At 60.4% G+C, this 26,627-nt stretch carries 24 protein-coding genes and 3 pseudogenes; 14 read left to right on the top strand and 13 right to left on the bottom strand.

Annotated features, from left to right (window positions below; genetic code table 11):
- Positions 1-690 precede the first annotated feature (690 nt).
- Positions 691-1,674, top strand: coding sequence for a ParA family protein (locus C3L37_RS18300; protein ID WP_129116019.1), 984 nt, complete (start codon positions 691-693; stop codon positions 1,672-1,674).
- The gene (locus C3L37_RS18295; protein ID WP_129116018.1) at positions 1,667-2,089 is read left to right on the top strand and encodes a hypothetical protein; all 423 of its coding nucleotides are present in this window, start codon (positions 1,667-1,669) and stop codon (positions 2,087-2,089) included. The genes C3L37_RS18300 and C3L37_RS18295 overlap by 8 nt, the downstream gene beginning before the upstream one ends.
- Positions 2,090-2,107: 18 nt before the next feature.
- Here C3L37_RS18295 and C3L37_RS18290 read toward each other — a convergent pair.
- Positions 2,108-2,579, bottom strand: a pseudogene (locus tag C3L37_RS18290) (transposase); the annotation flags it as partial.
- A gap of 57 nt (positions 2,580-2,636) precedes the next feature.
- On the opposite strand from C3L37_RS18290, the gene C3L37_RS18285 reads away from it, so the two are divergent.
- Together C3L37_RS18285 and C3L37_RS18280 are read left to right on the top strand one after the other, a co-directional pair.
- Positions 2,637-3,275 (top strand): LysE family translocator, encoded by a 639-nt coding sequence (locus tag C3L37_RS18285; protein ID WP_129116016.1) that lies wholly within the window; start codon positions 2,637-2,639, stop codon positions 3,273-3,275.
- Positions 3,276-3,759: 484 nt separating this feature from the next.
- Positions 3,760-5,043: a cytosine deaminase gene (locus tag C3L37_RS18280; RefSeq protein ID WP_129116015.1), complete on the top strand. Its 1,284-nt coding sequence runs from the start codon at positions 3,760-3,762 to the stop codon at positions 5,041-5,043.
- Positions 5,044-5,402: 359 nt separating this feature from the next.
- Here C3L37_RS18280 and C3L37_RS18275 read toward each other — a convergent pair.
- Positions 5,403-5,548, bottom strand: a pseudogene (locus C3L37_RS18275) (transposase); the annotation flags it as partial.
- A gap of 111 nt (positions 5,549-5,659) precedes the next feature.
- Positions 5,660-5,842, bottom strand: coding sequence for a MoaD/ThiS family protein (locus C3L37_RS18270; RefSeq protein WP_164974804.1), 183 nt, complete (start codon positions 5,840-5,842; stop codon positions 5,660-5,662).
- A gap of 146 nt (positions 5,843-5,988) precedes the next feature.
- Between C3L37_RS18270 and C3L37_RS18265 the strand changes: the two genes are divergently transcribed.
- The gene (locus tag C3L37_RS18265) at positions 5,989-6,267 is read left to right on the top strand and encodes a ubiquitin-like small modifier protein 1 (RefSeq protein ID WP_129116013.1); all 279 of its coding nucleotides are present in this window, start codon (positions 5,989-5,991) and stop codon (positions 6,265-6,267) included.
- On the opposite strand, the gene C3L37_RS18260 is transcribed toward C3L37_RS18265, so the two are convergent.
- The gene (locus C3L37_RS18260) at positions 6,268-7,935 is read right to left on the bottom strand and encodes an aldehyde ferredoxin oxidoreductase family protein (RefSeq protein WP_129116012.1); all 1,668 of its coding nucleotides are present in this window, start codon (positions 7,933-7,935) and stop codon (positions 6,268-6,270) included.
- 219 nt (positions 7,936-8,154) lie between these two features.
- On the opposite strand from C3L37_RS18260, the pseudogene C3L37_RS25845 reads away from it, so the two are divergent.
- The 4 genes and pseudogenes from C3L37_RS25845 (at position 8,155) to C3L37_RS18245 (ending at position 11,644) form a co-directional block, all read left to right on the top strand.
- Positions 8,155-9,321: pseudogene (locus C3L37_RS25845) on the top strand (IS701 family transposase).
- A gap of 402 nt (positions 9,322-9,723) precedes the next feature.
- Positions 9,724-10,794 (top strand): glucose 1-dehydrogenase, encoded by a 1,071-nt coding sequence (locus tag C3L37_RS18250; protein WP_129116011.1) that lies wholly within the window; start codon positions 9,724-9,726, stop codon positions 10,792-10,794.
- A gap of 100 nt (positions 10,795-10,894) precedes the next feature.
- Complete coding sequence (locus C3L37_RS24515) at positions 10,895-11,065, top strand: hypothetical protein (protein WP_164974803.1); 171 nt, start codon at positions 10,895-10,897, stop codon at positions 11,063-11,065.
- A 6-nt stretch (positions 11,066-11,071) separates the two neighbouring features.
- Positions 11,072-11,644 (top strand): MFS transporter, encoded by a 573-nt coding sequence (locus C3L37_RS18245; protein WP_164974802.1) that lies wholly within the window; start codon positions 11,072-11,074, stop codon positions 11,642-11,644.
- A gap of 116 nt (positions 11,645-11,760) precedes the next feature.
- Here the strand turns inward: C3L37_RS18245 and C3L37_RS18240 are convergent, their stop codons facing one another.
- The 7 genes from C3L37_RS18240 to C3L37_RS18210 all read right to left on the bottom strand — a co-directional run bounded on the left by C3L37_RS18240 (position 11,761) and on the right by C3L37_RS18210 (position 19,048).
- Positions 11,761-13,212, bottom strand: a complete 1,452-nt coding sequence (locus tag C3L37_RS18240) for a M81 family metallopeptidase (protein WP_129116009.1) — start codon at positions 13,210-13,212, stop codon at positions 11,761-11,763.
- A gap of 139 nt (positions 13,213-13,351) precedes the next feature.
- Positions 13,352-13,579: a hypothetical protein gene (locus tag C3L37_RS18235; protein ID WP_129116008.1), complete on the bottom strand. Its 228-nt coding sequence runs from the start codon at positions 13,577-13,579 to the stop codon at positions 13,352-13,354.
- Positions 13,580-14,470 carry a carbohydrate ABC transporter permease gene (locus C3L37_RS18230; RefSeq protein WP_129116007.1) on the bottom strand — a complete coding sequence of 297 codons (891 nt, stop codon included), beginning with the start codon at positions 14,468-14,470 and terminating at the stop codon, positions 13,580-13,582.
- Positions 14,451-15,329 (bottom strand): carbohydrate ABC transporter permease, encoded by an 879-nt coding sequence (locus C3L37_RS18225; protein ID WP_228546335.1) that lies wholly within the window; start codon positions 15,327-15,329, stop codon positions 14,451-14,453. The genes C3L37_RS18230 and C3L37_RS18225 overlap by 20 nt, the downstream gene beginning before the upstream one ends.
- Before the next feature lie 62 nt (positions 15,330-15,391).
- The gene (locus C3L37_RS18220; protein WP_129116005.1) at positions 15,392-16,675 is read right to left on the bottom strand and encodes an extracellular solute-binding protein; all 1,284 of its coding nucleotides are present in this window, start codon (positions 16,673-16,675) and stop codon (positions 15,392-15,394) included.
- A 117-nt stretch (positions 16,676-16,792) separates the two neighbouring features.
- Positions 16,793-17,932: an ABC transporter ATP-binding protein gene (locus C3L37_RS18215; RefSeq protein ID WP_129116004.1), complete on the bottom strand. Its 1,140-nt coding sequence runs from the start codon at positions 17,930-17,932 to the stop codon at positions 16,793-16,795.
- Between the two features lie 81 nt (positions 17,933-18,013).
- Positions 18,014-19,048 carry a Gfo/Idh/MocA family protein gene (locus C3L37_RS18210; RefSeq protein WP_129116003.1) on the bottom strand — a complete coding sequence of 345 codons (1,035 nt, stop codon included), beginning with the start codon at positions 19,046-19,048 and terminating at the stop codon, positions 18,014-18,016.
- A gap of 117 nt (positions 19,049-19,165) precedes the next feature.
- Between C3L37_RS18210 and C3L37_RS18205 the strand changes: the two genes are divergently transcribed.
- The 5 genes from C3L37_RS18205 (at position 19,166) to C3L37_RS18185 (ending at position 24,454) form a co-directional block, all read left to right on the top strand.
- The gene (locus C3L37_RS18205) at positions 19,166-19,969 is read left to right on the top strand and encodes a sugar phosphate isomerase/epimerase family protein (RefSeq protein WP_129116002.1); all 804 of its coding nucleotides are present in this window, start codon (positions 19,166-19,168) and stop codon (positions 19,967-19,969) included.
- Between the two features lie 115 nt (positions 19,970-20,084).
- Positions 20,085-20,783, top strand: a complete 699-nt coding sequence (locus C3L37_RS18200) for a PIG-L deacetylase family protein (RefSeq protein WP_129116001.1) — start codon at positions 20,085-20,087, stop codon at positions 20,781-20,783.
- Positions 20,784-21,112: 329 nt separating this feature from the next.
- Complete coding sequence (locus C3L37_RS18195; RefSeq protein WP_129116000.1) at positions 21,113-22,390, top strand: Cdc6/Cdc18 family protein; 1,278 nt, start codon at positions 21,113-21,115, stop codon at positions 22,388-22,390.
- A gap of 55 nt (positions 22,391-22,445) precedes the next feature.
- Positions 22,446-23,444 carry a Gfo/Idh/MocA family protein gene (locus C3L37_RS18190; RefSeq protein WP_129115999.1) on the top strand — a complete coding sequence of 333 codons (999 nt, stop codon included), beginning with the start codon at positions 22,446-22,448 and terminating at the stop codon, positions 23,442-23,444.
- Positions 23,441-24,454 (top strand): Gfo/Idh/MocA family protein, encoded by a 1,014-nt coding sequence (locus C3L37_RS18185; RefSeq protein WP_129115998.1) that lies wholly within the window; start codon positions 23,441-23,443, stop codon positions 24,452-24,454. The genes C3L37_RS18190 and C3L37_RS18185 overlap by 4 nt, the downstream gene beginning before the upstream one ends.
- A gap of 64 nt (positions 24,455-24,518) precedes the next feature.
- Here C3L37_RS18185 and C3L37_RS18180 read toward each other — a convergent pair whose 3' ends face one another.
- Entirely contained in the window at positions 24,519-25,505 is a 987-nt protein-coding gene (locus C3L37_RS18180; RefSeq protein ID WP_129115997.1) for a Gfo/Idh/MocA family protein, read from the bottom strand.
- On the bottom strand, positions 25,502-26,557 hold the full coding sequence (locus C3L37_RS18175) for a Gfo/Idh/MocA family protein (protein WP_129115996.1): 1,056 nt from the start codon (positions 26,555-26,557) through the stop codon (positions 25,502-25,504). The genes C3L37_RS18180 and C3L37_RS18175 overlap by 4 nt, the downstream gene beginning before the upstream one ends.
- Positions 26,558-26,627: the final 70 nt, after the last annotated feature.

Genomic DNA, 26,627 nt, shown 5'->3' with positions numbered 1-26,627 from the left:
CGGGGCAAGTGTTGTATTTCAAATTAGCCTACTAATCGGACTGTAATCCACCTGAACGGCCCGATTAGTGAGAATTGATGGGTTAGGTTTTGTTTAATCACGCTATCGTTCAAGGAATCACCGAAACTAACGGATTTATCTGATATATACTTAATATACATGATTCTATGGATGATTACTGAACGAAGTATAGATCATAAACGTCCTTTCTGTACCGACCATCCGATTCATCTCGTCCAATTATTTTTATCACATGGAACTCTAGTGATCTTACGCCATGATAGAAGACGTCATTCAGATGATGATACGGGCTTTATAAGCAGCTACAGTCGGTAGACCATTCATTTAGCCTCAATTAGTGTTCGAAGAACGCTAAGGTAGGTGACAAAGGATACTTAGTGAGCTGTGCTGAGTTAGCCAACTTAGCTAACTTAGTAAACTAAGCAAGGCCAGATGACTTCCTCTACTATGCTAGCTTTGCAAAAGAAGCTGTGTTAATGAGGCTCGCTGTGTATACCTGGTTTGCGGACTTCTCACAGTAAGCTGACTTATGTCTGACAAAGCTTTATCATTCAAACCCAACGAATAGGCGATTATGCAACGAAGGTCATCAGATGGGGTTCCTCGCAATGAACGGATCATATCATTATTATCATATTATTGGATCCGGGGTCCGGAAGATCGTAGTCAGTGCACGAACTCATCCCCATTGAATTCGCTCATCTCGACGCAGCCCCAACCATGACCGCCAATACTTTAGGAACCCAAGAGACCGAAGCAGAACCAATTACCGGCCAAGCTGTGAGCGTAAATATGCTCAAGGGCGGCGTCGGGAAATCTATTCTCGCACTCAACATCGCCGATCGACTAGCCGTACGCGGCCACGATGTTCTCTTCATGGACCTCGATCCAAACGGCCACATTACCGAGAGCCTCGGATATGAGGATGTATTCTCGAATCCAACGCATGATCTAACGAATATTGTCATCCATGAATACGGAGAGTATGATGAGTACATCTATCCCAGTGATTGGGAATGGGACTTCGTCCCTGCATCGGTTAAGCTGAGTACGCTCGAAAGCGAACTGAGCGATACAAGCATCACACTCCTCAAGAAAAACTTCATCCAGCCACTCCTCGACAGTGGCGAATATGATTTCATTATCATGGATGGGGGAGGCGAGTGGAGTCACATTGCCAAAGCTGCATACGGAGCAGCAGCGCGGACGATAATTCCGATCCCTCCAGGGGACATGAATCGGTCAGGATTCAAACGGACCTATGAACGAGTCATCAGTGAGATGCCTGAGGAACTGGATTTCAAAATTCTCGCCATTGTTCCCAATATGATAACCGAGTACATCAAGCACGACAAAGCGGACAGACGACTCCTTGAGAGCTTAAATCGATCAGCAACATTTTCGAAATATCTTCCATCATTTGCCCGTATTCCACCGGAAGAGTGGGATGCTATCGATGCGGGCGAGATGGAAGTCCCGAAACCAGGACTACGGAAGAATTCAAACCTCGAGAACGCCCTCGAAGAAGAGAATATGCCGTTCGGGCGGTACCTTGAGATGCAAGAATCAATGAGTGAAAACGACAAGTTGACTCTTGAGCATGTGGACGAATTAGCCCGCATTATCGAGCGTGGAGGCGTGACCAATGAGTGAGTTCGACGATTTCATCGACGACGAGACAACGGAGAGTAAAACGCATCAACCGAAGAAACCAAAGAGCAACTCAGCGACGCAAGAAGAGCCTCAGAAGCAGTCTCTCCCTTCGAATACTGAAGCCCAGAACACGGATAGGGGGTTACAGTCGGTGCAAAATCAAACCGAGGAGATCGCGAACAGCATACCAACATCATGGGACCGAGAACAGTTCGCGATGTTCTTCAAAGAGAGCGAAGTGTTCCGGTATGAAGATCTAATGCACGATGCTGAGGGGCATCTAAAGCGTGGATACAATGTGAGGAATGACAGACGGTACGAAATTGATCAAGCATTTATCGATCTGGCGCTAGAGCGTGTAACCCCGGAAGAAGTCGCCGCACGCGTCGTTGAAAATCGTGGGTACGATCCGTAACGTCGTAGAGGACAATCGATACGCAGATTCTACATCTTCAACGACATCGCGGATCTGCTTGCCTTTCAAAGGGAATGGCGCGGCCGCGCCATTCCTGTAATTCCGCCGTATCACCAGATTTGCGATCTCCTTCAGCAGCCTCACGAAGTAACCGTCGTTCTCGTCGATCAACGCGAAACGGCGGTACGTAAAGTACGCTAAGTCGAGCAGAAACAGCCGACTACCAAGCCACGACTCTATCCTGAACGACGTGCTGTCATGCGTTTTCTCGTCGGTAACGTTAAGTCGTTCAATCGTCTGATCGGTAGGATTATGGAGCAGGCGGTGCTTCGCTCCAGCCTGCTCCTGGTGACGGGCTTGGAACTGCTCAGAGAGGAACTCGTGCAAACGCAACACGGTTCTATCGGCGATTATCACGTCTGAATCGGTCGATATCAGTGTCAGCAGCATCGGGATCAGGAACATAGTCGAGACTGCGCTCGACGTGGTCGGAGCGGATACGAACACCGGTCAACATAAGTCAGTTACACGGGAATTACGGATAGACATGGTTGAACTTGCCACGCTTGCTGCGTTTGTCCCCGCCGTTCTCGCAATCATAATCGCGCCCGGACCCGACACGGTGTACACCGTGACGCAATCGCTCAGGGGCGGGCGCTCTGCGGGATTCATCGCAGGGCTTGGGACGGCGACCGGGGTATTAGTCCATACGGCTGCGGCTGTGCTCGGTCTGGCCGCGCTCTTACGTACGAGCGTGCTCGCCTATACGGTCGTGAAATACGTCGGTGCCGCGTACCTCCTGTATCTCGGCGTCCAGATGTTTCGGAGCGACGAACGGTTCGAGCTTCAAACCAACCTCGCGGAGCAGGATTACTCACTCGCAGAATCTTACCGGAAGGCGGTCGTCATCAACGTCTCCAACCCAAAGGTCGCGGTGTTCGTCCTCGCGTTCTTCCCCCAGTTCGTCCCAGCGACCGCGAATGCCTCACTCCAAATGTCGATTCTAGGGATGCTCTATGCAGGACTCAGCGTCCTCTACCTCGGTGGCGTCGCACTCTTCGCCAGCCAGGTCCGTCACCGCCTGCTTCACTCCGACGCTATTCGCAAAGCGGTCCAGTACGTCAGTGGGAGCATACTCGTCGGGTTCGGAGTGAAACTCGCACTTGAGAAGCATTCAATTAATTGATAATCTCCGCCCTGACGAGCAAGAATTCCCACGAGCAGAGGCTCGCTGAGTTGGGATATTTCAGGTTCGCACTCCGACGAGCTGCTGGCCATGCCACGTGGCCGGTACTCCTATCCTCGAATCGGCTGCCCCCACTGTTTCCGGCAGGATACGACCGCTTGTCGGCGGATTCGGAGGTACTTGGGTATTTAGCGTCGGTACCGGCACTGCCGAGAGGCTGATCAATCCTTTTCGTTCGTCTTTCGGAACGTAATCGAGCGGATAATTGGGGTCGGGGAGGTCTTGTTGATCAAAGACGATTCACCGCCAGTTGAATTCATCATTATATGTTGACATCATTCACAACAGACCGTACAATCATAATTTATCTTTCGGTCCGGAGTGAACAAGTAATAATATACATCAACTATCGCTCCGAATCAGAAACGTAGTGCTCGAACGGTTGACCCAGAACTATTTATATACTTCTGAGAATACGGTTTGTATGACGAGATATCTCATTATCGATGCAACAACGCGCGATGGCTCATCGGTCGACATTGCGATCGAAGACGGCACGATCAGCCGTCTCGAGGATGCGGGTTCGATCGATCCGTCGATAGTCCCGGACGATCAACGGTACAATGCAGACCGCAGACTCGTGACGTCGCCGCTGATTGAACCTCACCTCCACCTCGACGCGACGCTCACCGCCGGTGAGCCGAATTGGAACGAATCAGGGACTCTCACAGAGGGAATCGGTATCTGGTCTAAGCGAAAGCAGTCGCTCGAGGTAGCCGATGTGAAAGCACGGGCCGAAAAGGCGATCGAATGGCTCGCAGCCAACGGCGTCACACGCGTTCGAACGCACGCAGATACGACCGAGGAATCACTGAGCGGTGTTCGGGCACTACTTGAGCTTCGCGAGGAGGTCGATGATCTGGTCGATCTTCAGGTCGTCGCATTCCCCCAAGACGGGATCTTCACGAACGACACTAACGAAGATCTTCTGCGGGAAGCGCTTGAGATGGGAGCCGACCTCGTGGGTGCAATTCCGCACAACGAACACACGCGCGAAGATGGTGTCGCTTCGGTCGAACTTTCGATGGATCTCGCCGAGGAGTACGACCGACCGGCGGATCTCCACATCGACGAGACGGATGATCCCGGTTCGCGTTTTACTGAAGTACTCGCGAGCGAGGCGATCAAGCGGGGTATCGGTGATCGAGTGACCGCCAGTCACACGACCGCGATGCACTCCTACCCGAACAGTTACGCTGCAAAGGTCATTTCGCTGCTTGCCGAGAGTGAGGTGAGCGTCGTCACTAATCCACCGGACAACTCGGTGTTACAGGGACGGTACGACGACTATCCGCGTCGTCGAGGGCATACCCGCATCGACGAGTTGCGTGAGGCCGGCGTAACCGTTGGACTCGGCCACGACTCCATCATGGACCCTTGGTATCACTACGGACGGGGGGATCCGATTGACGCTGCGTTCGTCTTATTACACTACGCGCATATGAACGGACGAGACGACGTGGGCTCACTCTGGGAACTTCTCACCGGTGCGAACGCGGATATTTTCGGTGTCAGTGAATACGGTCTCGCTGTCGGTCAAGAGGGATCGCTCGTCATCTACGACTCACCGGACCCGTTCAATGCGCTCCGAACGCGCGCATCACGAACACTGGTACTCAAGGACGGCCGTGCAATCGCACGAACCGAGCCCGAGAGTACGACGGTCGTTCGTGACAATGGTGAGCGCTCGATCGATTTCCACCGCTGAGAGCGACGAAGAATCGGGAAGTGTGGGACGGGACTAAGACGGTTGAAACGGATCAGACGGTTAAGTTCCGCCCCGTCGCGTTTTCTTCGCTACCTTATCGTTGTCCTCACCGGTGCTTTCTTACTCGCGGAAGAACCTTCAGACTAGATTATCAAATCGTTTGTGATTGGATTTTACGGCCATTAGCTATCAAAGGTATAGAGCTATCGGTCTTCATGGTACTATACGAGCCTCTCATTATATCCATTAACTCGTCCGACGAAAGCTATCGACTTCCTGAATACCGAAATCAAATCTCATGTAGCGTTTTATATAAACAGTCCAGCCGGGAAATTCAGTGTCAAGGTCAGAATGCATCCACAATCCTTGCAGCGATACCGCTGATACGCTACTCTCAATAGCTGCCGTACTTGATCACCGATGCAGTCCGGCAGCGCGGGCACTGGAGGCCATCGCGCCAGCGAACCTGCTCCAGCAGGTTTGCGGTGCTCACCTCCAAATTCAGAGGTTCAAATGGGAAATTTGCTCCAGATAATGAGTGCGCGTCACCCTTGTTCGCTACGCTTCACAGCGACAGCGCTTCTCAACCAATAATCGCCTTCCTAAGAGCGATCGTTCATTCGTCGATCGTATCGGCTAGGACGAGTCGGTCGCCGTCGTTGAGCCGTCTCGCGTCACGGTCGAGATGTTTGACGTGAGTGCCGTCCTTCATGACGACGAAGTCGTTCGTGGTGACGCCATGGTCGTCGGCCAAGTTCGACAGTACGTCTCCGATGGTTGCTCCATCGTCGACGGCCACCGTGAGTTGTTTATCATCCAACGCGAATCGCGCCATCCCGTATGCTCGCACTTCGATCTGCATGGTCGTACTCCGGGTGGAGGGTCCATGTGTTTTTGGAAAGTCTATCGGTAGTATAACAAGTACTCGTGACTAACTCATAGACAATGCAGGTGCGATGTCACTTTTTTGGGCCGCTCCGAGAGGGGATCGGCGAAAAGACCGTCGAACGTGAAGTTGAGCCGGGGATGACAGTTGACGACTTCCTCGCGATGGTCACCGCTGACCACTCCGAACTCGAAGAGCTGCTGTTCATGAATGGTGAACTACGAGATTCGATAACAATCACTCGGAATGGGAAACACGTGAGTTACCAAAACGGGCTCGATACAGAACTAGAAGCGGACGACGACATTCGCGTCACACCGTCGATCCAAGGCGGGTGATCAGTCGTTCGCGGTCGCGACGTCACTGACGTCACTCTCAGGGACTGTGCCGTCGTCGTTCCAGCCTCGCAGCTCGTAGTACTCCTGGATCGACTCCTCAAGATCCGGCAGGTCGTAGGGAATGCGGTCATCCTCTGCGTCCATACCGCGTTGATTGTTGAAGTGCCGCTCGAGTTCGATTATCCGCGAGCCGACCTCAAGCAACGATTCATAGTCGGCCTCGAAGAGAATCTCCTTTTGCTCCTCGGTGAAGTAGTCTCCTGAGAACGCACAGAAGATTCCGCTATCGCGGATTGCGTGGTGGTTCTCTTGTTCGATTAGGACTTCGGCCTTACCAGCGGTTCCGTCGGGGTTGATCTTGCCGTCATACTCCAGGCTGAGCATCGTCGAGTACATGTGGTCGGCACCGCGATTCGCGACTGCGTAGGACAGGCCCTGGCCGTGGAGAGCACGGCCGTCGTGGGCGGCGAATTCCATGCCCTTCACGGTGAAGTTCTTGACGTCGAGCTCGTCGTGGGATCGATTGACACCCTCCGCGAGCATATCGCCCTCGTCCTCCCGGTAGGCGATCTTCTCGACCAATTCGTGCACGCGCTCTGCATTACCGAACTCGTCGTGGGCCGCGAGATATGCGGCGACGCTGTTGCCACATGAGATGGTGTCCATCCCGTAAATGTCGCATAGCTCGTTGGACTGCATCACATCGACTACGTCGTCGATGCCGCAGTTCGACCCGAATGAGAACACCGTCTCGAACTCGGGTCCCTCGGTCACGAGGCCGCGCTCCTCGTCCTTAGTTGGGAGCTTACATGCGAACGCGCAGACCGAGCACGCTGCCTTCTTGTACTTTTTCTCCTCGACGGCGTCGCCGCCGATGGCTTCGACGTGTTCGAACGACTGCTCGGAGAAGTACCGCGTCGGCAGTGAGAAGTTGTCGTTGATGAACTCAGTCCCCGAGGTGGTGCCCTGCCGCTTCATCATGTCGTCAGTGGTCGCTGCCTCACGATGAAGTTCTGACTGGACATCTTCGTCGATCTCGACTGACGGTTCTGAATCGCCCCGGAAGGACACTGTTTTAACGTTTTTGGAGCCAAGGACGGCACCTAGACCACCACGGCCGAACGCCCGACTGTCATAAGTCATTGGGCAGGCGAACCGAACGAGATTCTCACCGGCAGGACCTATTGTTACAAGGTTCTCGCTCTCAAGTTCGTGGCGTTTGTTCATCGCGTCGGTGACCTCGGGGACAGTCGCTTGCGCGAGATCAGATACTTCCTCGAACTCGACGCCCTCGTCTGTGACATGAATCGCGAGCAGCTCGTCGCTCTGACCAGTGATCTCGACAACACTGTGACCGGACCCGACGAAATTCCGCGAGAGGTAGCCGCCCGCGTTGGTCGATAGTAGGCCGTCAGTTAGCGGTGACAGCCCAGTCATGTTCATTCGGCCGGTGAAGCTCATCTGGGTCTGCTGGAGCGGACCGGCCGAGATGTACACGCGGTTCTCCGGGCCAAACGGGTCAGCGTCGAACGGAATACGGTCGTGGGCGAGTTTCGTCGCTGCACCTCGACCGCCAATGAATTGCGAGAGAACGCCCTCAATGTTGGTCGTCGACGTGGAACGGTCACTCACATCAATGGTGAGGAGAACTCCTCTAGCGTGAAGCATTACAAGATAAAACAATCCACTATGATAAAAAACTAGAGGACGAGGTTCTTGTCGTGGAATCGCCGCGACGTCCTCGTCTACGTTGGACGAGCTAGGGTGGCGCGGTCCGACTGGATGGCATGTTCGAGTTCCACCAGGGAATGCCCTGAACGGCATTATCTAATTACTTAACTTTGCACCTTATGCCAGCTAAGCGCGTAGAGCTAGCGTGAATCGCTGATGCTTTTAATCACGTCGTTCTTGTCGTGTACCGACCCAATCGACCGGCTAGAGTGATTCTTAACGAGACAGAAACACCACGTCAAGCCATACGTTACAGGTCTTGTTGCCGCCGGCAACAAGACCGTTCAGGGCATCTCGAACCACGTTCTTCCCACTAAAAGCGACCGGGCCTTGAACAGGTTTCTCACAGAGTACGACTGGGACGAAGACCAATTCAATAAGAACGGTTGGCGCTTCTTCAACAGATTAACGACACAAAGTGGAGCAGTGAAGGTGGCTTATCATCAATGATACCTTCACGCACAAGACCGGTGAGCAGATCTCTACCGCTGGGAATTATACGACTATACCTCTCCCGGCTACATCTGGGGACAGAATCTGATCTACGCACTCTACGCCGACGAAAAACCACCTCTCCTCTTGGACTTCGACTTTACGAAAAAGGGGCACAGCGACGCGTCGAACTGACCATCGAACTTGTCAATGAACTCATCGAGATAGGTGTCCGCCGGGACACCTATCTTTTCGACATGACCTATGTTTCTGAGGAGTTTGTAATCCACCTCGAAACCTACGGAAAGGAGTGGGTTTCAGCGGTCAAAAGCGACGCACGCGTCACCTATGGAAGTGAGCGAATCCGTGTCGATTCGCTGGCAGAGCGCATCAACACGGTCCCGCGAACGATCGCCGGAGAAACATACCACATCTAGACACAGAACGTGACGTAAGCCGCCTCGGCAGTGTGAAACTGCTCATCACCACGAAAGAATCGAGTGAGGAAAACGAGGAACCAAACGTCAAGTATATCATGTCGAACGAGATCGGCGCGCCGGCAAACCATCTCATCACGTTGTATGCGATGAGATGGCGAGTTGAGACGTTCTTCAGAGACATCAAGCAGAATCTTGGTTTTGGTGGCTGCGAGCTCCGGCATACCGCAGGTGCCAGTGGCGACTGGCACCTGCTGATGCTGGCCTACAATCTCCTGAAGCTCGGTACTGCACACAGCGCTCTTGGAACAATTCTCGCCTGAGCAACGTCGCTTCACAACGACATCAAACGATTCTTCGGTGGAAGTATCGAGAACCTACTTTTCTGGGCGCTCAGCCGTCCTAACCGAAGCACGACGAATTAATGCAAGAAATCGAGACGATCTTCGGCTAACGTGCGAAGTCAAGTATCTAGACAGTGCCCTCCGCTCCATTGCGGCAGCGACGCTTTACGTGGCCGCTGCAGGAACACGAGAGCGCAGGCCGTCGAGTCCGTACGTCTCTATTACCCGACCGACTTTACACTGCCGCGACGATCGACGGGGACCGGACCACTCGTCGACCCCTCCCGTCTCGTTCTCAATTACGACCGAGGAGGCGCGTTCGTCGGTAAAATGGTTAGTCCCGAACCCGTCGGCATCAGGTTCGACTCCTGCTTCACCGGCCCGTCGTCCGACTCCGTCGGTGCGTTTATCACGAGTGCCGAGTAACCAAGGATCATGCCAACGAGTGGCGACGAACGCGATCGCGAGGCAGCGACGGCTGGACTGGCGACTCCGGTCGGGAGGGCCGTCGGATGAAAGCCATCACCGTCGAGGAGGGGAACTCCCACCCGACACTGAGAGACATTCCCGAGCCGACGCCCGGATCGGGTGAGGCGCTCCTGCGGACACTGCGGGTCGGTATCGACGGCACAGATCACGAGGTGATTCGCGGATACCACGGCGGTTACCCCGAAGACGACGACTACCAGATTCTCGGCCACGAGGCTGTCGCCGTCGTCGAGGACGCCAACGGGACCAAACTGGAGGAGGGGACGCTCGTCGTCCCGACGGTCCGGCGACCCCCGGGCGAGACGAACGGCTACTTCGAGCGCGGCGAACCCGACATGGCTCCGGACGGACTATACGTTGAACGCGGTATCGTCGGCGCCCACGGCTACATGTCCGAGTTCTTTGCGAGTTCACCGGAGTTTCTCGTCGCCGTTCCCGACGAGTTCGCCGAGCACGGGTTCCTCATCGAACCGATATCGAATACGGAGAAAGCGTTCGACCACGCGTTTGCCTCCCGTTCGGCGTTCGAGTGGGACCCCGAAAGCGCACTCGTCCTCGGGAACGGACCGCTCGGATTGCTCACACTCGCCGCATTGGGAACGTCGTCGCTTCCCTTTGAGCGGACGTACTGTCTCGGTCGCCGCGACCGACCGGACCCGACCATCGACATCGTCGAACGACTCGGCGCAACGTATGTCGACTCTCGCGAGACGCCAGTCGATACGATAGCCGACGTACACGAGGCGGTCGACTTTGTCTACGAGGCCACCGGTCACGCGAAACACGCCTTCGAGACCGTCGACGCGCTTGCGCCGAACGGCGTCGGTGCCCTCCTCGGCATCCCGAACGACTGGGAGTTCGAGGTCGACGGCGGCCGCCTCCACCGCGAACTCGTGTTGGAGAACAAGGCGCTGTTCGGCAGCGTCAACTCGAACGTCCGGCAGTTCGAGGCCGCAAAGCGGCGACTCGCCGAGTTCCCCGGCTGGTTCACCGACGCGCTCGTCACGGGCGTCTACTCGCCGGAGGAGGCGGAGACGGCGTTCGAGACGGGCGACGACGTCATCAAGACTGTCGTGGAATTCGATACGTTGTGACTGCGGTGCCGGCGGTTTCCCGGTTGCACGCTCCACGAACGCCTCGTGAGACTCGTCTGACGGCGAGCGACTAAACCCGGTCTGCCGTACTCGAATTCAGATGGACGACCACGACTACTTCAAGACGTTTTACTTCCTCTACTTCGCGGCGTGGAGCGGGTTCGTCGTGTTCCGAAACGCGTACTGCGAGGACATCGGACTCACGGGCGTCGAGATGGGGGCCGTCGACTTCCTCCTCCGGACGGCCGGCATCCTCGCGCTGCCCGGGTGAGGGTTGTTGAGCGACCGCTTCGGCGCTCAACAACGAACCCTTCTCGTGAGCGTCGTCGTCGCGGGCGTGCTAGGGTCGTCGTATCCGGCTGTCGCGGCGGTATTTCCGTTCGTCGCCGCCGTTACGGTCGGATTCTCGGTGTTCCGTGCCGCGATTCGGCCGGTAGCGAACGCCATGTTGCTCTCGGCGGGGCTGTCGTACGAGAGTGTCCGTGCGTACGGGAGCATCGACTTCGGCATCTCCGCAGTGGGTGCCGGGGTCGCCAACGCGCGTCTCGGCTCCGTCGTCTTCTGCGTCTTCGGCGTCGGCATGGCAGTTCTCGCGGTCGTCCTCCTGCGGATTCCCGTCGACCGCCGTCCGCCGACCGAGAGTGTCGGTCTCCGTGCGGCGTCGCTCGTGCGAGACCGCAACTTCGCCGCCCTGCTGGTCGTGGCGTCTCTGATGGGGACGCTGTTCCCCGCGATGAGCGCGTCCCTCTCCGTCTATGTTCGGAGTCTCGACGGGAGCGACGCGCTCACTGGACTCTCCGTCGCCGCGAAGACGCTCGGCGAAGCGGCTGTCTTCCTCACCGCGGCATAGTTCTCCGCGTCGTATCGCCCACTCCTCGCATAAAGTCACCAGGGAGGATGACGACCGTAACCACCTGGGCGCCGTCCCGCCCGCTACGCCGACCGGCTCGTTAGGTCCACCACCCGTTATGCCGACCAGGTGGCGTCCTCGTCGAGCGGATAGATAGGCCGCGGTACTCGCTCGTACGGCAGTTCGGAGAGTCGCTGATTCGTCTCGCCGGGCGTCAGCGCGAACAGTCGCTTCGCGGCGACCGCCTTCCACGCCGGGCTCAGGTAGCCGCTCTTCAGCACGACCAGCTCGCGGTCGCTGGGGTCGACGTCAAGTCGCCGAAGGAACGTCGGGTCACGGTGGACGTTCGTTCGGTGCTCGGCGACGACGACGTCCGCACCGTCGACCGTGACGAGTGCGGTTCCGACTCCGTCGTCGGTATCGGTGTCGGTGTCCTCGACGTCCAAACGCTTGACTCGGGCCCCAGGCAACTTCAGCGGCGTCCCGTCCGGGTAGCTGCGTCCGAGTTCGAGCGAGACGGTCGCTTTCTCGCCCGCCGCGCGACAGCGGTCGGCGCTGTCGGCGTCGGCGACGACGGCGACGAGCGGCGTTCCGAGGTCGTCTCGGTCGAGTAGCTCCGCGAGGAGGTTCGCCGTGTTCTCGCTTGCACCCGCGCCGGGGATGTCGCCCGTGTCGGCGACGACGACCGGTTGGACGTCAGTCTGGGTGACCTCGTCCAGCGCCGCGGTCGGCAAGTACGCCTCGGTCGTGAAGTCGAACTCGGCGCGTCGCCGCCAGAACGCCCGCGCGAGGTCGGTTGCCGTCTCGTCGACGACGGCCGCCGAGGAGGCGTCGCCCGTCACGAGCGTGTGACACCCCGCGTGGGGGTTGTCGGCCCATGGGAACCCCAGAAAGTAGTTGGCGTCGTAGACGCCGTCCGCTCGGTCCGCCTCGCGGAGCCGGTCGATGAGGCTGCGCATCGGTTCGGCCTCCGTCTCCGACTGCTCGCCCGCCAACAGTATCGGCAGTCGCCGCCAGCCGAGCGTAAGCGACTTCTCGCCGCGGACGGCGTCGAGCAGCAGTTTCGCCGCCCGGACGCCCGTCTCCGCGACGTCGGTGTGCGGGGCGGTTCGGTAGCCCGCGACGCCGTCGAGGTGTTTAGCCATCTGCTCGGTTATCGTCGCGTGCATGTCGAGCGCCGCTGTTATCGATACTTCGGGACCGACGTGCTCACGAACGCTTGCGAGGAGTTCGCCCTCCGGGTCGGGTTCGCCCGCGACGAACATCGACCCGTGGAGGTCGAGACAGACCCCGTCGACGGATTCGCCGTCCAGCCGGTCGAGGAGTTCGCGTTTCATCCACTCGAACGCCTCCGCTTCGACGGTCGGTGCGGGAAGCGCGCTCGCACCAACCGTCGGCAGTAACTCGACGTCCTCGGCTTCGAGCGTTTCGACGATGCCGCCGAACGACCGCCCGACCTCCGCCTCCAGTAGTTCGTCACCGGTGGCAGTTGCGAAGGTCTCGATGCCGGTCGTCCCTTCGGCGAACGTGTTAGTCTCGTGGCTCACCACACCGACTGCGATTCGCATGCTCCTTACTGAGCAGTGTAGTGTTATGGATGTTACGAGGCGAAAACCCCGCCTTCAGGGTGGAGGGGATGTCAAGAGTGATTCGCCGCCGTGGTCGGCGCGCGAAAAGTGAATCGTTGACGCGGGTGATCTCGCCGGTTCAGTGCGGCCACGGTCGCATCGGCCAGAAGTACGCGAGCAGCGCCATCCCTAGCAAGAGGAAGCCACCGATCTTCATCACCAGTCCAGCGTCCATCTCGTCGCGGACGAACGAGAGGTATAGCACGCCGACGGCGGCGATCAGGAAGACGAGCGCACCGCCGACTACCGGCTCGTTCTGCCCGGCGTAGCCGAGGCGTAACACCACGGTGGGAACGTCGGGCGACATCTACCCTTTCCCCCCTGTGAGCGCGATACCTTCCATGAACGTCCGCTGGGCGAGTAGGTACGCAGCGATGACGGGCAGTGCGGCGAGGATGACCGCCGCCAGCAACTGCCCCCACTGCGACCCGTACCGTCCGGTGAGCAGACCGATACCGACCTGCAGCGGGTACATCGACGAGTCGTTGAGGATGACAAGCGGCCAGAGGAACGCCCCCCAGACGAAGATGAATGTGAACACGCCGAGCGACGACAACGCCGGTTTCGCCAGCGGGAGCATGATACGAGTGTAAATTTGGAACGTGCTACATCCGTCCATCCTCGCGGCCTCGATGAGCGAGTCGGGCACACCGAGGAAGAACTGTCGCATCATGAACGTGCCGAACGGGTTGGCGATGTACAGGACCATGACAGCCCAGTACGTGTTCGACCAATTGATGGCGTTCATCTCGAGGTACAGCGGGACGAGCACCACCTGCGGCGGGATGACGAGCGTCCCGATGACAAGCGTGTAGACGAATGACTTGCCCCTGAAGTCACCCTTCGCGAGCGCGTAGCCCGCGAGCGTGTCCAGAAGCAGCGTGAAGAACACGACGCCGACCGCGAGTATGAGGCTGTTGAGTATCCATCGGTCGAGCGGGTTCTGCATCCAGACGTTGACGTAGTTGACGAGCGTCGGGTCCGACGGGATGATCTGCTTGATGGTGGTGAAAATTTCGTTCTCGGGCTTCAACGAAGTGAGGAACGCCCAGATGAACGGAATCGTCATGATGGCACTCGCGGTGAGCAGGATGACGTGAGCGACGACTTTCGCCAGCGTGTCGTACCACGAGCCCTCGTGCTCGACGCTCGGACGGTCGTCGTCGAACCGGAGTTCGTCAGTACTCAACGTCGTCACCCCACGTCCGCTGTTGGAGGATGCTCAGTCCAAAGACGATGAGGAACAGCACGACGGCGATGGCGCTGGCGTACCCCATCTCGAACTGCTGGAAGCCGGCCTGCCAGAAGTAGTAGACGATGGTATACGTCGACCGCACCGGCCCGCCCTGCGTCATCACGTACACCTGCGTGTAGACGCGGAACGAGAAGATGAGCGTCACGATGAACACGAAGAACGTCGTCGGCTTTAGAAGCGGCAGCGTGATGTACCGGAACCGCTCCCAGCGGTTTGCCCCGTCGATGATGGCCGCCTCATAGTAGTCGTCCGGGATACCCTTCAGTCCGGCCAGGAAGATGACCATATTGAACCCGATGTGCTTCCAGACGCTCATCAGCGCGATCGACGCCAGCGCTGTGCTCGAACTCTGGAGCCACGATAGCTGTGGCAGCCCGATAGAGCCGAGGAAGGTGTTCAACAGCCCGTACTCAGGGTTGTAGAGCCACGTCCAGATGAGCGAGACGACGACCCACGAAGTCACGACGGGGAGGAATATCGCCCCGGAGTAGAACTTCGTCCCGCGAAGGTTCATGTTCAACAGCAGCGCGAGCCCCAGTGCGATGGGTACGTCGAAGACAAGTAGCGCGACGCTGTACCCGGCAGTGTTGATAATCGCGTTGTAGAATATCGGGTCGTTGAATAGCCGCACGTAGTTGTCGAGACCGATGAACGGGTGGTCTTGTGCCAACGGCGCCCACTCGTGGAGACTGATGTAGAACGCGCCGATGAACGGCACGAGCAGAATCGCCGCGAACAGGATCGCCTTCGGTAAGACGAGGGCGTACCACGAGAGGTCGGTTTCGGAGGTATCGACGCCCATATCGGAGACATAGCCACTGAAGCGTCGACGAACGCGCTGTAACTCTTGTGACTGCGCCATGGTTAGAGGAGCGCGTTGATATCCTGCGCCGCCTTATCGAGCGCTTGTTGTGGGTCCGCACCCTGCCACATCGCCTGCGCCTGCGTGTGGACCGTGTCCCACATCTTGGACACCTCGGGGTGGCTCGGGAACGGCTTCGTGTTCTCCATCTCCTGGGCGACTGGTTCGAGTTTCGGGTTGTCTTTGATGAACTGATTGAACTCGTCGGTCTCGTAAGCGTCCTTTCGACCGGGGAACCCGCCCATCGACTTCGTCACGCTCCGCTGGACTTCCATCGAGTTGATGTAGTTCAGCCACTCGAGCCCGATCTCCTGGTTCGCACCGCCGCGACTCGGAACCGTGTAGAAGACGCCAGCACTCCAAGTGTGGCTCGTGTCGATCTGCGGACCACTGGGATAGGGGATGTACTGCCAGTCGAGGCCGCTGTCACGCAGGCGCGGGTAGTGCCACGAGCCGGCGAAACACATCGCCGCCTCTCCGGCGAGGAGATCCTCGATGGCGTCCGTACCGCCGGGGTTGCGCGCAAGAACTGTTCCGTCGTCGACGATCTTCGGCTGCAGGTAGTTCGCCGCCTCGACGGCGGCGTCGTTGTTGATGATAGCCTCGGTACCATCTTCGTTGATGAATCCGCTCCCGTTCGAGAGCGCGAAGCAGTCGAACCCCTCGCCCGCCGACATCGAGAACGCGGCCTTCCCCGACTCTCCGAGCGCGTCGATCCACGACGCGAACTCTTCCCAACTGGAGCGGTGCGTGGGGTCGGGAACCTCCAATCCCGCCTCCTCGAACATCGACGTGTTGATGGCGATGAGGCGGCAGTCCGCGTACCACGGCACGGCCCACAGCGTCCCGTCGTAGCTCGCGTTGCGCCGTGCCGCCGAGACGTAGTCGTCGGGGTTGAACCCGTTCTCTTCGAGGTTCAACGCGACGCCCTGGTCGGCGAAGCGCGGCACCCAAAGCACCGACAGCGCCAGACTGTCCGGGGCGTTCCCGGCTGGAATGGCGGTCGTCGATTTCGCCAGGTAGTTCTCGAAGGGGTAGTACTCCCAACTCGCGTCGGAGATCGTGTCGCTCTGTTCTGCGATTTCGTTGGCTTGTTCCTCGCGAATCGGTGCGAGACCCGGGTCGTTCCACGCCCAGAACGTCGCGGAGCCGTCGCCGGAGCCGCCACCGCCGCCGGAGCCGTTTCCGCCGCCGGCACCACCGCTCGAACAGCCAGCCAGACCCGCCGCGCCCATCGAACCGGTCAGCGCGAGGAGCTTGCGCCGAGTGAGATTTCTGTTGCTCATACTAGCCTCAGAGGAACAAACAGAGGGTATACAATAAATCTTTGGTATACGATACCATAACACACGAGAGACTCACCAGTGATCGAACCGGAGCGAACGCGCCGCAGGGGACTGCACTCAGGCGCGAGCGTTGACGTCGACGTTCGTCGCTGCGGAGACGCTCCGCGATTTGACCGTCTCGCCGGTTTTGGCGTCGAATAGGTGCATCTTCTCCTCGGGGATGACGATGTCGAGCGTTGTCCCCGGTTCAACCACCCGCTCACCGTCGAGCGTCACCGTGTACCGCTCGTCGCCGATGTCGACGTAGACGTACGTCGTCTCGCCCATCGGCTCCGTCACGGAAACGGGGGCTCGAATCGAGTCGTCGCTGCTACCTGCGTCGACGATTTCGATGCTCTCCGGGCGGATGCCGAGCGTCAGCGGTCCCTCGCGTCCGACGAGTTCTTCGCGTGTCGCCTGCGAGAGTTCGTACCGGAACGCGTCATGGACGAGTGCACTGTCGGCGTACTCCACCTCGAAGAAGTTCATCGATGGTGAGCCGATGAACCCGGCGACGAACCGGTTCGCAGGTTCGTAGTAACACTCCAGCGGCGTACCGAGTTGCTGAAGTTCGCCACCGTCGAGGATGGCGATGCGGTCGCCCATCGTCATCGCCTCCGTCTGGTCGTGCGTCACGTAGATGGTCGTGACGCCCAGGTTCTGCTGGAGGTTCTGAAGCTCCGTCCGCATCGTCGTGCGGAGCTTCGCGTCCAGGTTCGAGAGCGGTTCGTCCATCAGGAACACCTCGGGTTCGCGGACGATGGCGCGGCCCAGTGCGACGCGTTGCTGTTGCCCGCCGGAGAGTTCGCCCGGTTTCTTGTCGAGGAGGTCCTCAATGCCCATCATCTCCGCCGTCTGCTGGACCCGGCGCTCGATCTCGTCTTTCGACATGTCCGTCGACATTTTGAGCCCGAAGGCAATGTTTTTTCTAGCCGACATGTGCGGGTAGAGCGCGTAGTTCTGAAACACCATCGCTATGTCGCGCTCGGTCGGCGGTTGTCGCGTGATATCGTCTCCGTTCAGGAGTATCATCCCCTCCGTGGCCGTCTCCAAGCCGGCGATGCACCGAAGTGTCGTCGACTTGCCGCACCCCGAGGGGCCGACGAAGATGAGAAACTCGCCGTCGTCGACGTCGATGTACAGATCGTCGACCGCGACAATCGATCGGTCTCCGTCCGCGAACACCTTCTGTAGGTTGCGGATGTCTAGCTTACCCATGCGAACTCACTGCGTGGTGAATTGTAACAGTCCCTAATAAAATTACAGGGTGATTCGAACCGCTGGAGCTCCGCGAGTCGGTCAGTCCAACTCTGTCCGTTCGCCCGTCTCGGCGGCCTCGCGCGCCGCGAGCGTCAGTTCCAGCGTGTTCACCGCGTCGTCGTACGTCGAACGAACGTCGGCCGAGCGGCCGTCGTCTCCGCCGTGCCGACCGAGCGTCCCCGTGTCACTGGCCGCCGCCCGAAGAAACGCCTCGAACTCGCGGCGGTACCAGTCGCCATCGGCCTCGAAATGGACGCGCTCACCGTCGATAGTCCCCGACAGCGTATACCCGAAGTAATCGAGTTCGAGGAACGCATCTTCGGCGGCGATACGGACGACGAAGCGTGGGTCGGCGGTTCCGCAGGCCGACGAGACGTGCGAGACCGCACTCGATTCGTGGTCGAGCGTTACCGACGTCGCGTCCTGGAAGTCGACGGCGTCGACGAGCACACCGTCGGTCCCGCTGCCCGTCGCGGCGGTCACCTCTCCGAGGAGGTATCGATGGAGGTCGTAGACATGCGTCGACTGCTCGATTATCTGTCCGCCGGAGCGCGCTCGCTCGTACCACCACTGCGTCTCGGGAAGTGGGGCCCAGTAAGTGCTGTCGACGTGGCCGACGCGGCGACCGTCGAGTAGGTCGAGCGCACGCTCGGTTATCCCCGCGTATCGGCAGACGTAGCCTACCTGCGCCAGAATCCCTGTGTCGTCGATGTGACGACCCGTCTCACGTGCCGCGTCGACCGTCAAGTCGACCGGTTTTTCGACAAACAGGTCGACGCCGTGTGCCGCCGCCGCCCGTTCGTACTCGCCGTGAGCGAACGGCGGGACGGCGACGACGAATGCGTCGAGCGACTCCGACTCGACGAGTTCAACGCCGTCGGTGTACGCCTCTGCGCCGCGGGGAACAGCCGCCCCCCGCGCTCGCGTCTCGTCGACATCGGCGACTGCCGCCAGTTCGACGTCGACCACGTTGCCGTCGCTGTCCACGAGTCCCGTCTCAGACGCGTCGTCGAGCGTCTCTAAGTGAACCGATGCGATACCTCCCGCGCCGACGAATCCGACCGAAAGTGGCACGAACTCACGTGAATCACACACCTTGTTAAAGCTATCCGCCCGAACGACGCCGCTCTACCGTCGCTGTGAGGACCGCCACACGAATCTATAAATCACCGCGGAAGGGAACTGCTGTGCATGAGGTTCGCACTCAACCAGATGGGGTTCCCTGAGCAACGCCTCGACGTGAACGTTGACCTGCTCGCTGCGACCGGGTACGACGGTATCGAACCGAATCTGACCGCCGACGGTCCGTTATGGGACGACGAGGCTGTCGACGAACTCGCCGACCGAATCGACGCCGCCGGACTCGACGTCCCGGCCGTCTCGACGACGTTACACTGGGAGCGGACGCTGTCGAGTCCGGACGAAGAGACGCGCGCGGCCGGCATCGAGGCGGGCGAGCGGATGATCGCGCTCGCAGACACGTTTGACGCCGGTGCCGTCCTCATCGTCCCCGCCGTCGTCGACGAGGAGACGCGCTACGACGACGCTTACGAGCGGGCGTTGGAGTCGGTGCGCAGACTCGCGTCGGTCGGCGCGGAGTACGACGTGACCGTCTGCGTCGAGAACGTCTGGAACGATTTCCTGCTCTCGCCGCTGGAGTTCGCCGAATTCGTCGACGAGGCGTCGACGGCCGGTCCGGTCGGGGCGTACTTCGACGTCGGAAACGTCAGGCGGTTCGGCCGCCCCGAGCAGTGGATCCGTATCCTCGGCGACCAAATCGAGCGCGTTCACGTGAAGGATTTCCGAACCGACGTCGATACTATCGACGGCTTCACCTACCCGTTGGAAGGTGATGTCGACTGGAGCGCCGTCGTCGACGCGCTCGTGGCGGTAGGGTACGACGACTGGGTGACCGCTGAGGTACCGCCGTACCGGACCGCGCCGGAGCGGATGCCGCCGCGGGTGCGCAGTGACCTCGAACACATCTTCGCGTAGCCACCCGCGGCTTCCGCGCAGAGAACGGACAGCGGCGGACTTGGCGACCGACCGAACCTCTGACGAGGCGCGCTCGTCGAAACGCTTAATATCGGCTTGCCTTACTGAATTGTGTATGCATCTCACAGCAGTAGTTGCACATCCCGACGACGCCGACGTCTTCTGCGGCGGGACGCTCGCAAAGCACGCCGACCGTGGCGACGACGTCACTATCGTCTACATGACCCATGGCGAGTACGGGGGCTTCGACACGACCGAGGCCGAAATCGCGGCGACACGCGAGCACGAAGCCAAGGCTGCCGCGGAGACGCTCGGCGCGGAGGCGGTTTTCCTCGACTTCGAGGACGGGCGCGTGACCTACTCGATGGAGAACCGACTCCAACTCGTCGACGTTCTGCGCAAACATCGTCCGGACGTCGTCCTCACCCATTACCGAGACGACATGCACCCTGACCACCGGGCCACGTCGAGGCTGGTGACCGACGCGTACTACATGTGCTCACTCCCGCTTCTGGAGACGGAGTACGAGCCGTGGGACCCGCAGAACGTCTACTACTTTGGAAAGCCGACGTCCTCGTTCGAACCCGAGACGTACGTCGATATCGGCGACCACCAGTCGACGAAAGAGGACGCCATCCTCGAACACGAGTCGCAAGTCGAGTGGCTGGAGGAGCACGGCGGTATCGACGCCGAGTTCGACGGACTCGTCGAGGGTATTCGAGCGGAAGCACGAGTACTCGGCCGGACCAGAGGTGCGGAGTTCGCCGAGGGGTTCGTCGCACTCCACAAGAGCGCGACCGAGTACCTCGACTGAGTCGACGCTCCCGGTTCTGCGATACGCTACTGCACCGACGCTCGGCGAGCGGTCGCTTTCGTGCTCGCTCTCGCCAGTAGTTCACCGTAACACGAGTAAATTTCGAGTGAGTAATTGTCCCACAATCCATTACAGATCTATATCTGTAACGGATTTCAGATGAAACGAGGGGGGGCCGAGGTGATATGCAGGAGAGCGAGGCGTCGTCGCGTACGACTCGGTGTTTTGACTACCCTAGTCCACCTCTCCATTCTTCGGGTTCCACCGAACGCCCTCGAACTGCTCTCCTCCCGATGCGTTTATCATTCATGTATTGGTACTGTTAGCGCATGGCACGGCACGACGAATCGGTCGAGAACGCGGGTGCCCTTGAGGACGCCTTCGAGGGTCAAGACAGAATCTTCACGGAGAAGGGGCGGTTGGACGTCGGCTACGTCCCCGGTCCCGACGGTATCGTCGCCCGAAACGACGAGATTCGACGTCTCGCGACTGCACTCAATCCCGCGGTCACGGGTGGAACGCCGAGCAACGTGTTTCTGTACGGGAAGACCGGCACCGGCAAGTCGCTCTGCGCACGGTACACGACGGCGCGAATCGTCGACGCCGCAGCGACGAGCGACGTCTCGGTCGGCCGCGTCGTCGTCGACTGCTCGCAGGACGACACCGAGACTCGGGCGGTCAGGGCGATCGTACGGGCGCTGAACGACCCTGACACGACCGACTTCACCGTTCCGGAGACCGGACTCGGTCGGTCGCGGTACTACCGCCTCCTCTGGCAGGTACTCGACGCTCGCTTTGACGTGGCGCTCGTTGTTCTCGACGAGATAGACCGATTGGCGAACGACGACCTGCTCATGCAGCTATCGCGCGCGGCGGAGACGGGAAAACTCGACCGTTGTTCGGTAGGCGTCGTCGGTATCAGCAACAAGATAAGGTACCGGGACCGGCTGGAAGAGCGGGTCAAAAGCAGCCTACAGGAGCGTGAGATCGTCTTCACGCCCTACGACCGCCGAGCGCTTCGTAAGATAATCCGAAGTCGCGCCGACGCCTTCGTTGGCGACGCGCTCTCAGACGACGTGATCTCGGAATGCGCCTCACTCGCCGCCGAGGAACACGGCGACGCGCGGAGAGCGATCAACCTACTACGTCACGCCGGCGAACTCGCCACGTGCGACGACGCCGACGCCATCACCGTCGACCACGTCCGGCGCGCCGACAGCGTGGCCGAGCGAGACCGAGTCAAGGCGCTGCTGGTGGGTGCGACTACCCAGCAGAAGGCGACGCTGTTGGCCGTCGTCTCGCTGGCGCTCGTCGAGAAGACGCGAACGTTCGAGACTACCGACGTGTACGCCGCGTACGAGAACATCTGCGCCGAGGTCAGTCTCGACGCACTCTCCAAGCGCCGCGTCCACGACCTACTGCGCGAGTGGGAGTTCCTCGAAATGCTCGAAATCACCCGTACCGGCGGCGGCCGCGGCCGCGGGAGCTTTCTGCGCCACCGACTGCTCGAAGACCCCTCGGTCATCCGGTCGGTGTTCGACGAGAGCGACCGATTCGCAGGGGCGGGCTTCACCTCCGGGACGAACACTACGTGGTCGAACATCTAGGACCGTGTTGCCGCTACAGAAGTTTTAATAACTGTAGTTCCGCACCTCTGAGGTGATGCAACGAATCGGGTTAGTGGGAAGTGGTTTCATGGCCACGACTCACGCTAACAGCTACCAAGCGATAGCTAGCGCGGAGGTCGCCGCAGTCGCGTCGCTCGGCGAGAACCGAGCGGAGTTCACGGCAGACCACGCGCCGAATGCCGACGTTTACGCCGACGCCGAAGAGATGATGGACGACGCCGACATCGACGTCGTCGACATCTGTACACCGACGCCGACTCACCGACCGCTCGTCGAGGCCGCCGCCGCTCGCAGTCTCGATACGTTTTGCGAGAAACCGCTCGCCCGCACCGCCGAGGACGCCGACGCCGTCGTCGACGCGGTCGAGGAGGCAGAAATCATCTTCATGACCGGGCACGTCCTGCGGTACTTCCCCGAGTACGCCGAGGCGAAACGACGCATCGACGCGGGCGAGATCGGGACGCCGGGAACATTGCGCACCGAACGGCTATCGTCGCCACCTCGGTACGGGAGCAACTCCTGGTTCGGAGACATAGCCCAGAGCGGGGGCGTCCTGCTCGACATGGCGATTCACGACTTCGACTACCTACGGTGGGTCGCCGGCGAGGTCAAGCGGGTGTTCGCCCGGACCGCCGAGTGGGACGACGGCCACCTCAACCAACACTCCTCGGTTGTTCTGCGCTTCGAGGACGGGACGGTCGGCCACGTCGAGGCCTCGTGGGGGTATCCCGAGGGTTCGCCGTTCATCACCAGCTACGAGCTCGCCGGCGACGAGGGGATGTTGGAGTTCGACGCCCGTGACGAGAACGCCATCCGCATCTCCGGCGGGGCCGAGGGTGCGAACGCCCCCTCGAGTCCGCTGGCGAAGAGTCCCTACACGGCCGAGCTCGAACATTTCCTCGACTGCGTCGAGACCGGCGCGGAACCCGACATCTCGCCAAACGATGCCCGGGAGGCAGTCAAAGTCGCGCTCGCGGCCATCGAATCCAGCGAGTGTGGTGAACCGGTATCGCCCGCGGAGGTGAAAACGTGACCGTCCGTATCGGTCTCTGTTCGGCCGCGCACCTGCACGCTGACTCCTACGCCGCCTGTCTGCACGACCTTCCGAACGCCGAGCTCGTCGGTGTCACCGAGTCGGGCGGACGTGTCGACGAGGGCCGACGGAAGGCAGACGAGTACGGCGTCGACTACCTCGACCCCGACGCGCTGCTCGCCGACGTCGACGGCGTCATCGTCTGCTCGACGAACGCCGACCACCTCGAGTGGGTCCGCCGTGCCGCCGCCGCCGGCGTCGACGTACTCTGCGAGAAACCGCTCGCGCCGAGCGTCGAGGAGGCCCGCGAGATGGTCGACCGCTGTCGCCGCGCCGACATTCACCTTGGCGTCGCGATGCCGCTCCGGTTCAACCAGCCCGTTCGGAACGCGAAGACGGCCGTCGAGAACGGCGTACTCGGCGATATTCGCTTCCTCAGCGGGACGAACCGGGGACAGATGCCCGGCGGCTGGTTCGCCGACGAGGACGAGGCCGGCGGCGGTGCCGTGATGGACCACTCGGTACACATCGTCGACATCGTCCGGTGGATAACCGGCGAAGACGTCCACGAAGTGTACGCCGAGACCGGGACTCGGTTCAACGATATCTCCGTCGAGGATCTCAACCTGCTGTCGATGACGCTCACCGACGGTACGGAGTTCGTTCTCGACGGGTCGTGGAGCAAACCCGAGGAGTGGGACTTCTGGGGCGACGCGACGCTCCGACTCGTTGGCACCGAGGGCATCGTCTCCATCGACTGCTTCGACCAGAAGCTAAAGCAGACGCGAGACACCGGCGACCCCGGCATCCGGTCGGTGTTCTGGGGGTCGAACCCGGACGAGGGACTCGTCGCGGACTTCGTCGAAGCCGTCGCCGAGAACCGTCCGCCGCTGAAGACCGGTGCCGACGCCGTCGACGATGTGGCCGTCGTCGAGGCTGCGTACGAGTCCGCAAATCGCGCCGAACCCGTCGACGTGGAGACGAGCGAGATCACGTCGGCGACGAACTGAGCGCAGGCGGACGCAACAGAGACGGCGGGCGCGGAGAACCGACCGCACACGACGACCGACGCGGTCAGTAGGTCACGTCGACCGGTTCGCCTCGTTCGACCGACTCGTAGGCGGCGGCAATGACGGCGGCGGTTCGAACGGCGTCGTCGAACGACGCCGCGACCGTCGATCCACCCCGTATCGCGTCGACGAACTCCCGAAGCAGTCCGTTGTTCGGGTCCGCACCCCAGTAGACGGACTCGTTGTGTGCCCCGTGGCCGACGTCTCTAACGTGGCTGTAGCGGTAGCCGAAGCAGTCCGCCGACAGCGTCTGTTCGGACCCGACGAGTTCCACTTCGGCGTCGCCCCAGAAGGGGTTCTTCTGCGGCGTGCTCCACGACCCGTCGAGGAGGAACGACGCACCGTTCGAGAGCGTCATCGACAACAGGTTCACGTCTTCGACCGGTATGTCGTAGAATCTCGTGTCGGTCTCGGCGTACACCTCTGTTACCTCCTCGCCGGTTATCCACCGGACGATGTCGACGATATGGTCTGTGTGGTCGGCGACTGCGCCGCCGCCGGCGAGTTCCGGGTCGACGAACCAGCCGCCGGGCATCCGCCCGCGGTTGACCCCCGACACCGCGAGGAGGTCGCCGACCGCTCCCGACGCGTAGCGCTCCTTGAGCCGCTGCATCGGTCGGCTAAACCGTATCGGCATCGCCATCTTCGCCACGACGTCGCGTTCCGCACAGCGGTCCCGAATCGACTTCGCCGCCGGCAGCGACGTCGCGAGCGGCTTCTCACAGAGGATGGCGACGTCGTGTCGGAGCGCGAGGTCTATCAACTCGTCGTGGTCGGCGGTCGGCGAACAGACGACGACGCCGTCGGCCACCTGCATCAGTTCGGAGTGCGACATCGCAGTCGTCCCCACTGCGTCGGCGCGCCGGCGAGTCCGCTCGGCGTTCCGCCCCGAGATGCCGATGAGGTCGGCCGACGGAAGCTTCGAGAGCAACGCCGCGTACACCTCGGCGTTGACGTGAGCCGTCGAACAGATGCCGACATCGACAGTCACGGCGACCCCTCCACGAGCGTAATCGGCCGGCCCTCGGCGGCGGAGCGGCGTGCGGCGACGACGACCCGCGAGGGCGTCGCCGGTGCGACGCCTGTCGGCGGCGCTTCGGTCCCGTCAAGGCGGTCGAGGAACGCCCGGAGCGCGCGCCCCCGACAGTCGTCCTTTGGCGGGTCGACCGCCAGCGGCGTCGTTTCCGACCGGAACGCCGTCAACGCGTCGGCCTCGTCGAAGTCGAGTCGGCCGTGCTTGCCGCTGTACTCGACGCCGACGCGCGGAGCGGGCGTCCCCGTTCGGTGCCACCGTACCTCGACGGTCGCTCGGCCGCCCTCCTGGAACGCAAACACCGCGTGAGCGTGGTCGCATCGCTCGCTCTCTCGCGTCCGGACGAACGTCCGTTCGACGGGCCCAAACGTCCACTCCAAGACGTCGACATCGTGCGCGAGAACGGAACAGAGCGCCTCCGCGTGACTCTCGACGGCACGGACTCCGGCGTACGAGACGTTCCACCGTGGACCGTCGAACGGTGCGGTTCGCCCGACTCTCGCGACGCCAATATCGCCGATCCCACCTGACTCGACGGCCGAATGGAGCCGGTCGTATATCCGCGAGAAGCGGTGCGGAGAGTGGGCGACCAGCCATCCGTCGCTCTCCGTCGCAGTTGAGACGAGGCGGTCGTGTCGCTCCGCGTCGAGGGCGAACGGCGGGTCGCAGCGAACTGGTACCCCCAATTCGAGGGTGGTTTCGAGCGCGTCGGCGTGTGATGCTCCTGACCCACAGATATCGACACCGTCGACGTCTGCACTGCGATCGGTCGTTTCGAGCGCCTCCGGAAGCGACTCGTATCTCGGTGCGTCGGGAGAACCGACAGTGTCTCCTCCCTCGGAGTCGTCAGCGCCGACGGTCCACTTGGAGTCGACATTCGATTCGGCGTCGACGCTCGGTTCGGTGTCGATACCGACGATACCGCAGACGGTCGCGTCGTCGAAGCGGCGGTACCGTTCGGTGTGCGCTCGCACCGCCACCTCGGTTCCAACCACGACGATGCGTTTCATGGGCGCACTTCACACACCGCATAGGATAAACATTGTGACCCAACGACATTGGGGTGTCGGCGGATTCGAC

It is taken from the genome of Halegenticoccus tardaugens, assembly GCF_004116405.1.
Taxonomy (GTDB): domain Archaea; phylum Halobacteriota; class Halobacteria; order Halobacteriales; family Haloferacaceae; genus Halegenticoccus; species Halegenticoccus tardaugens.
The sequence above is the reverse complement of the archived record's forward strand: the minus strand, read 5'-3'. Positions and strand labels throughout refer to the sequence as shown.